Raw genomic sequence first — 7,116 nt, forward strand, 5'->3', positions numbered from 1 at the left:
TTCCTAAGAGGGAATTAACTGAATTACCCTATATTAACAGACAGAAGACAAAGGCAGACGGAAGGACTACCATTCTCTGCCGTATTACCATAGATGGGAAGAGTTCCGCCATAACCACAGGAGAGGAATGCCTGCCGGCAGAGTGGAACACCAAACAGGGACAGACTACCGACAAAAGGATAAACAAAAAGCTAACAGAGTTCAGAGAGCTTGTAGAAAAGACTTATCGGAATTTATTGACGAGGGACGGAGTGGTCAGCGTGGAACTTATCAAGAACCGCTTGCAAGGTATTGCCATCCATCCGACAACGTTGCTTGCCATGAGCAAGACGGAATTGCAATCCGTCAAAGAGTGCGTGGGTAAATCAAAAGCAGAAAGCACGTACCAAAATCTTTGCTATTCCGACAAGCTGTTATGCGAGTTTGTCAAGGATAAAGGTGTCAAGGATATACCTGTAACCATAATTACGGAAGATTTGTTTGAAGAATATCGTTTCTTTCTTAAAAAGCAAGAGCTGGCAGCTGCAACCATCAACCGCTATCTTTGCTGGCTAAGCCGGTTGATGTACCGTGCGGTCAGCCAAAGGCTCATTCGCTGTAATCCTTTTGAGAACACCAAGTATGAGAAGGAGGAACAGAAAACACGCTTTCTGCAAAAGAGCGATGTGGCCAAACTCATGGCTTTGAAAGTAAACGACAAGGAAGCAGAACAGGCAAGGCTGATGTTCATCTTTGCTTGCTTTACCGGCTTGGCCATTGCCGATATGGAATACTTGCAATATGGGCATATCCAAACGGCAGCGGACGGACAGAAATATATCCGCAAGGAACGACAGAAGACAAAGGTGGAGTTTGTCATGCCCTTGCATCCGATAGCCGAAGTCATTATCAAACATTACAAGGCCGAACAAGAGAGAAACGGAGGAATACAATCGATGAAAGAAAAAGGTAAAACTGAAACAAGAACAGATAACCTTGTCTTTCCCCGAGATTGCAGCCGAAGTGTGATGAGTGCAAAGCTAAGCATCGTGGGCAAAGCTTTCGGCATTAGAGAAAGGTTATCCTACCATATGGCACGGCATACGTTCGGCACGATGAGTTTGAGTGCAGGTATTCCCATAGAGAGCATTGCCAAGATGATGGGACACGCTTCTATTGCAAGCACACAAATCTATGCGCAAGTAACCGATAATAAGATTTCGGAGGACATGGACAGGTTGATTAGTAAATATCAAAAGGAGAAAGTAAAGGAGGAAGCGATATGAACACCAATCACAATCAAACAAAAAGAGACCACAGTTATCTTGAATGGGGTGATAATATGCAAATTGTTCGCAAGGGAAATGGTGATATAGCCATGATGGAGAGTGAACTCGTGGGGTTCTTCGGTGTAACGTGGAAGAAACTCAATTATCACCTGCAACTGCTTCTGAAAACATCTCATCTGCACCATGACGAAAGGGATGCTGGTGAGGAAGAAGTTTTTGTGAACGGACGACCAAGAGGCTATGCGCCGCTTTATCCGCTCTCAACCATCATTGCCCTGTCCTTTCAGCTGGACAGCACGGAAGCCTATCTGTTCAGAAAGTACATTTGCAGGGAAATACACCGCCCGACAAATATCATCACACCGATATTCTTAATCAGAAAGACGGATAGCTGATACATTTCTTTCTATTTCACCGATATTATCTTACTACATAACTACAAAGAGAGGTAATACAGTGAAAAGAAAAGGTTAAGCGTGTAGTCAGAAAGTAGAAATCGCTATTACTACTGTCTGACTACACGCTATCATGTTTTTTACAGGTTTTTCACTGCAACAACAGAAAACAGTATCGGTATCTTACCATTCTTTCCTGCTATTCTGAATGTTCCTCCAGTTAAGCAATCATATTCACAAACAGGTTGAAGGATGAGTTTATTTTTTGCCATAATCTTATGAACAAGGAAAAGAGTTGCAGGGCAATAGGATTGGTTTAAGGATAGAAGTGCTAAAAATGTAGATTTCATTTGGGGGATGATAATATTAAAAGTATTTCCTTAATATTTTTTGATTTCAATCAAAAAGCAAAGAGAATTTATGGGAAACTCGGGGTTGAAATCAATGAGGAGATTAAGACTCTCCAAGGCTGAAATATATTATGATGAAACACAGATAATTCCGAGTTTATCTGACTCAAAACAATAAAGCAGTTTTAGAAACAGTAAATCTATTTATTCTGTTTTCCGATATATCAGTCGACCCTATCCTTTCCACATTGTCTTATAGGACAATCATCTTGAAAGTTTCTCATATCACTTCGAGTTAAAGGATTAGTAATGTTACAAAGGTACGAATTCCCACGATGAAGTTAGCATAATATTCAGACATTATCTTTAATTATGTATTAGAACTGTGATTATAACAATAGCACAGCTATGTGCATATCGTCACAAAAAATTTAATTATCAATCAAATGAGTTAATTTTCTACCTCCAACTCATTGAAAATGGTAAAATTGAAAACGCTAATTAATAATTAATATTGTTAAAGTTTGAAGAGAAATATCTATCTTTGCACTTAAAATATCAAAATTATAAAAAGCAGACATACCATTATAGAGTAATGAATGCTAGTTTAAAATACAAACAAAACAACAAAATGATTATCATACTCAGTATACTTTTGGCCTTGCTCTTATGGAGTATTATACAAATAGCTTCGCTTACTCTTGTCATAAAAGAGGTGCGTAAGGCAAATTGGAAGGAATGGATTAATATAATTGTAGGATTTCTGAAGAAGCGTGCTGAGCGTAAAGTGTTCTACACTTTTATGGCAACAGAGGCAGCTCTTGCTGGTATTATACCTCAACTTCTGAGAGTTTATATTTCTGTCCGTTCCGCAGATAAAGAAATAACCTTTTGGGGGTATCTGTCCCAAAACTCTGAATGGTTGAGTTTTGGGATAGCAGTGCTAATTGCTATTGGTTATTTCCTATATCTTTGGCAATCTAATAAGAAAAGACCTGAAGAATGGCAAAGAATAGTTGAGGTTTGTCGTTTGATAGATGAAGAGCTTAATTTCATTCCCACTCAAAAGTGGTTTGAGAATCAAAATACCAAGCAAATTAAGAATTTAGATAAACGCTATTCTGAAAAACGGAATTTTCCATTTGAAGATATGGATTTTGCGTTGGCGTCATTGCACATTACTGATAAGTTCAAGCCATTATTTAAAAAGGATATAGGAAGGTTTAGGGATACATTGAGATCATTTATTAGGAATACAGATAAAGAACCATCTTACTCTGAAATTTTAGCTCAATGCAGACATCTTGTTGAGAAGATGGATAGCTTAAGTGGAACTGTGACTTCTTATCTTGAATTAAGAGAATCAATAAATGAATTCCTATCCGCATTTGACGATTTCTACTATAATTCTGAAAACAACAAAAGAGATGAAATCCGAACAAAAGGATATTCTATTCGTGAAGATGGATATGCCCTACAGAAAGTGCTTTCCAATAGATGGATTGAGTTTAAGAAATATCATATAATTATGGTTACGGGTGTTGCTGGTACGGGAAAGTCTCATCTCATAGGAGATATGGTGACCCAGCGCAAGCGTGCTCATGAACCGTCTATACTACTTTTGGGGCAACATTTTACGTTATCATCTGATCCTCTTTCCCAAATTCGAGAGTTATTGGATATCAAATGCAAAAAGGAGAAATTGTTGAAGCAACTCAATAATTATGGCAAGAGAATAGGAGAGCCTGTGGTGATATTTATCGATGCTATTAATGAAGGAGCTGGTGATGAATTATGGAGAAAATTTCTGTTGGACTTTTTGCAAGAAATAGAGTCCTGCGAGTACCTGCGTCTTGTTATAAGTTTCCGCATATCTGATCGCAAAAATTGGTTTTATGATATTGCTCATAATTCTGAATACGCAGTATATCAGCATCATGGATTCAAAGGACATGAAAGAGAAGCATGTGAGTACATGTTTTCGTCTTTTAGTATAGAGCAACCAACTTGGCCTGTATATGGAGAAGAATTCTCAAATCCTCTTTTCTTAATCAAGTATTGTCGCAATCATGAAAGAAGTCAACGTCCATTGGTTTTTACAAATTTTTGGACAACTATTCTAGAATATTGTGATGATACCAATCATGATATCGCAATAGATTTTAAGTATAACGAAGCCCAAAATCTTGTGATTAAATCCTTGCGATCTGTTGCAGAACTAATGGTTAAAACTGGTAGTCGTTGGAAACTTGAATATCAAGTCGTAATAAAGAGATTGGCTCAGGAAGCTCAATATACAAGAACACCCAACGATTTTTTTGAATTGCTGATAGATGAGGGTTTATTAAGAACGGATGTCTATAACGGTGCCACATATGTAAATTTTGGTTTTGAAAGGATAGGCGATTATTTTATCGCAGAATATCTGATTTCAAATGCTACAGCCAAAGAATGGTTCAAATATAATTGGGGAGATCTTTCTGAAGCTTTGGCTATTCTTGTTCCTATAAATAAGAATAGGGAGTTGATAGAGCTTGTTGAAGAAAAGGATAAAGAAAAGGCGTTTCAAGCATTTATTGAGAGTGCAATGTGGCGAGATAATTTCACAGTGAAAGGAGATGAGTTAATACGCAAAATAAAGGAAGCAAAAGAATACGGTTTGATGTTTGAACTCATCTTATCGCGTCCTTACAGAACAGATAAAGCTTCAAATGGATCTACTCTCTATGATATGTTATGGGATTTAAGTATGGCGCAACGAGATGCCATATGGACTATTTTAATTTCTGATCCTTGGTCGCATGGTAGGAAACTTATGGATTTGGCAAGATGGGGGGGCGAAGCCTCAAACAATACACTCAAATCAATAGATGAAGAAATAGCTAAATCATGTCTTGAAACTTTGGTATGGGCACTATCCACTACTTGGCGAGAACTAAGAGATTGTGCCACACATGCTATAGTGAATATTTTAACTCAGCATAAAAATATTCTCTTGCCAGTACTGAAGAAATATAGTTTCGTTAATGACCCTTATATTCAAGAACGGCTATGGTGTGCAGTCTATGGTTCATTACTCCTAATGCAAGATGATGAAAATAGCTGTACAGTTGCAGAGTGGGTATATAGTAACGTCTTCACTAAGAAACATATACCTGAGCACATTTTGGTGCGTGACTATGCTTGTAATATTGTAGAGTTTGGTCTTAGTAGAGGTTTGGATATAAACATAGAAAAGGAACTCATAAAAGTGCCCTTTACAGACGGGACTTTACCTTCTATTCCTTCAAACGACGAAATTACTGCAATGTACGATAGAGATTGGGAAACAATACCAGAAAAAGAACGAGACGTATTTAGGGTCCAGCACTCTATCCTATCGTCTATGGCACCAGAGCATGGAGTAAGAAGCTATGGAGATTTTGGAAGATATGTATTCCAATCTAATCTTGATGGCTTTGGAGAGAATGTAGAAATGTTATCGAATTGGGCCATACATATGATATTTGAAGAGTATGGATATGATCCTAATGTTTTTGTTCATTTTGATAAGAATAATGCTAGCCATAATCGATCTCATAGCAAAATTGAACGCATAGGAAAGAAATATCAGTGGATAGCCATGCATCGTATTATGGCTCGGATGATGGACAAACACCCTGACAAAGATTGGAGTAATGAATGGTCTGAACCTGTACGAAGAGCCAGAACCATTGATCCTACAATATATCCTGGATACAAGCCATTGCATCATCAGAGCAAATATAAACTTCCTAATTTTGATATATCGAGACCAAAAAGTGATATTAAATGGTTGAAAGCATGGAAGAATATGCCAAGGATCAAGGAGTATGTTCTTATGACCGATGAAAATGGAATTGAATGGGTGAATTTGTTCTCGTACAGCAAGTATGTGAGTGAGCCAGATGACGATAACGCTCTTATAAGAGATTTATGGACTTTCATACAGGCATATATTGTCAATAAGGAGGACTTGAGTACAGTGAGTGACAACTTATACCATATAGGAATTGAAGGACGTTCCTTTCATGAGAATGACGAAATTTACAATGTATTTACTCGCGAATTTTATTGGTCGGCAGTTTATAAGAATGCTGTAAGTATTCAGAACCATAAAAGAATACCTTTCTCTGTAGGACATAAGAACTTTGATGACATTATTATGGAACCTGCCTATTTGCAGTACACACTCTCACATGATGACGATGTATCATCCGAGGATTCTGTCAATCTGCTTCTACCTAATGAGTGGTTATTCAAGGGGCTCCAGTTGAGTTTTTCTAATGATGCTGGAGTATGGGTGAATGATAAAAATGAGATTGTTGTATTGGACAACTATATGTTCTCAAGTGGCCATAGCGCATTATTAGTTCGCAAAGATGATCTTCTTAATTATCTCAATGCTAACGAAAAAATAATGTTTTGGCCAATCCTAACAGAGAGGATGATTCGTTCAAGAGGGATAGGTTATGCCAAGCATGGTCAGAATGGTGGCTGTGTTTATATGGATGAGAAAGGTATTATACATCAGAAACTTAGATGTTATGAGCCTTCAAATATAGAAAAGAAATATTCAAAGTTTAAAAGCCTGATCATCAAGAAAATTAACACTTTTTTACTTTATCTCCACAAACACCATCTTATTTGGTTGTCAAAAAAATAAGAAGATAGAGCTATATTATGGTATAGACTATATGCATTTAAGAAACTCCGAAACAGATATTTCTGACAACATTTTCAATATGTCGGAATGGTTGAAGAAAGCTGCTGAAAGTAATAAGATTATCAAAAAAGAAGAGAATATTGAGTAAGTATCCCGCACGAGATTATAAGTATAAGATATTAACTAATTTGTTCATATATCAGGAAGTTGCTTAACGAATTAGCCCTATATCCTTATTGGAATTCTCTTATGGGACATTTTTAAAAGTCTTAGAGGGACAATTTTAATCCTCTAACGAAACAATTTTAGGCCTCTATTAAGCTACTGATTATCAGTAATTTACAAAGTATTCTTTTCGTTAATGCATATTGCTGCCTTTGCCTTTGTAATTCTCCTCCAACATCCTTTCCAAGTCCGAA

At 37.1% G+C, this 7,116-nt stretch carries 4 protein-coding genes; 3 read left to right on the forward strand and 1 reads right to left on the reverse strand.

Annotated elements, in window-relative coordinates; all coding sequences use genetic code 11:
* Nucleotides 1-32: 32 nt before the first annotated feature.
* Nucleotides 33-1,265, forward strand: coding sequence for a site-specific integrase (locus HMPREF2955_RS00500; protein WP_070719934.1), 1,233 nt, complete (start codon nucleotides 33-35; stop codon nucleotides 1,263-1,265).
* Entirely contained in the window at nucleotides 1,262-1,663 is a 402-nt protein-coding gene (locus HMPREF2955_RS00505) for a hypothetical protein (RefSeq protein ID WP_070719929.1), read from the forward strand. The genes HMPREF2955_RS00500 and HMPREF2955_RS00505 overlap by 4 nt, the downstream gene beginning before the upstream one ends.
* 140 nt (nucleotides 1,664-1,803) lie before the next feature.
* On the opposite strand, the gene HMPREF2955_RS16740 is transcribed toward HMPREF2955_RS00505, so the two are convergent.
* Entirely contained in the window at nucleotides 1,804-2,013 is a 210-nt protein-coding gene (locus HMPREF2955_RS16740; protein ID WP_246830020.1) for a hypothetical protein, read from the reverse strand.
* A 631-nt stretch (nucleotides 2,014-2,644) separates the two neighbouring features.
* Here HMPREF2955_RS16740 and HMPREF2955_RS00510 point away from each other — a divergent pair.
* Entirely contained in the window at nucleotides 2,645-6,697 is a 4,053-nt protein-coding gene (locus HMPREF2955_RS00510; RefSeq protein WP_139145433.1) for an NACHT domain-containing protein, read from the forward strand.
* Nucleotides 6,698-7,116: the final 419 nt, after the last annotated feature.

The organism is Prevotella sp. HMSC073D09 (genome assembly GCF_001814145.1).
Lineage (GTDB): Bacteria > Bacteroidota > Bacteroidia > Bacteroidales > Bacteroidaceae > Prevotella > Prevotella conceptionensis.

What these genes read in the sequence shown, in the direction of transcription:
- HMPREF2955_RS00505 (WP_070719929.1), top strand. Translation starts at nt 1,262, where the DNA reads ATGAACACCAATCACAATCAAACAAAAAGAGACCACAGTTATCTTGAA.
- HMPREF2955_RS16740 (WP_246830020.1), bottom strand. Translation starts at nt 2,013, where the DNA reads ATGAAATCTACATTTTTAGCACTTCTATCCTTAAACCAATCCTATTGC.
- HMPREF2955_RS00510 (WP_139145433.1), top strand. Translation starts at nt 2,645, where the DNA reads ATGATTATCATACTCAGTATACTTTTGGCCTTGCTCTTATGGAGTATT.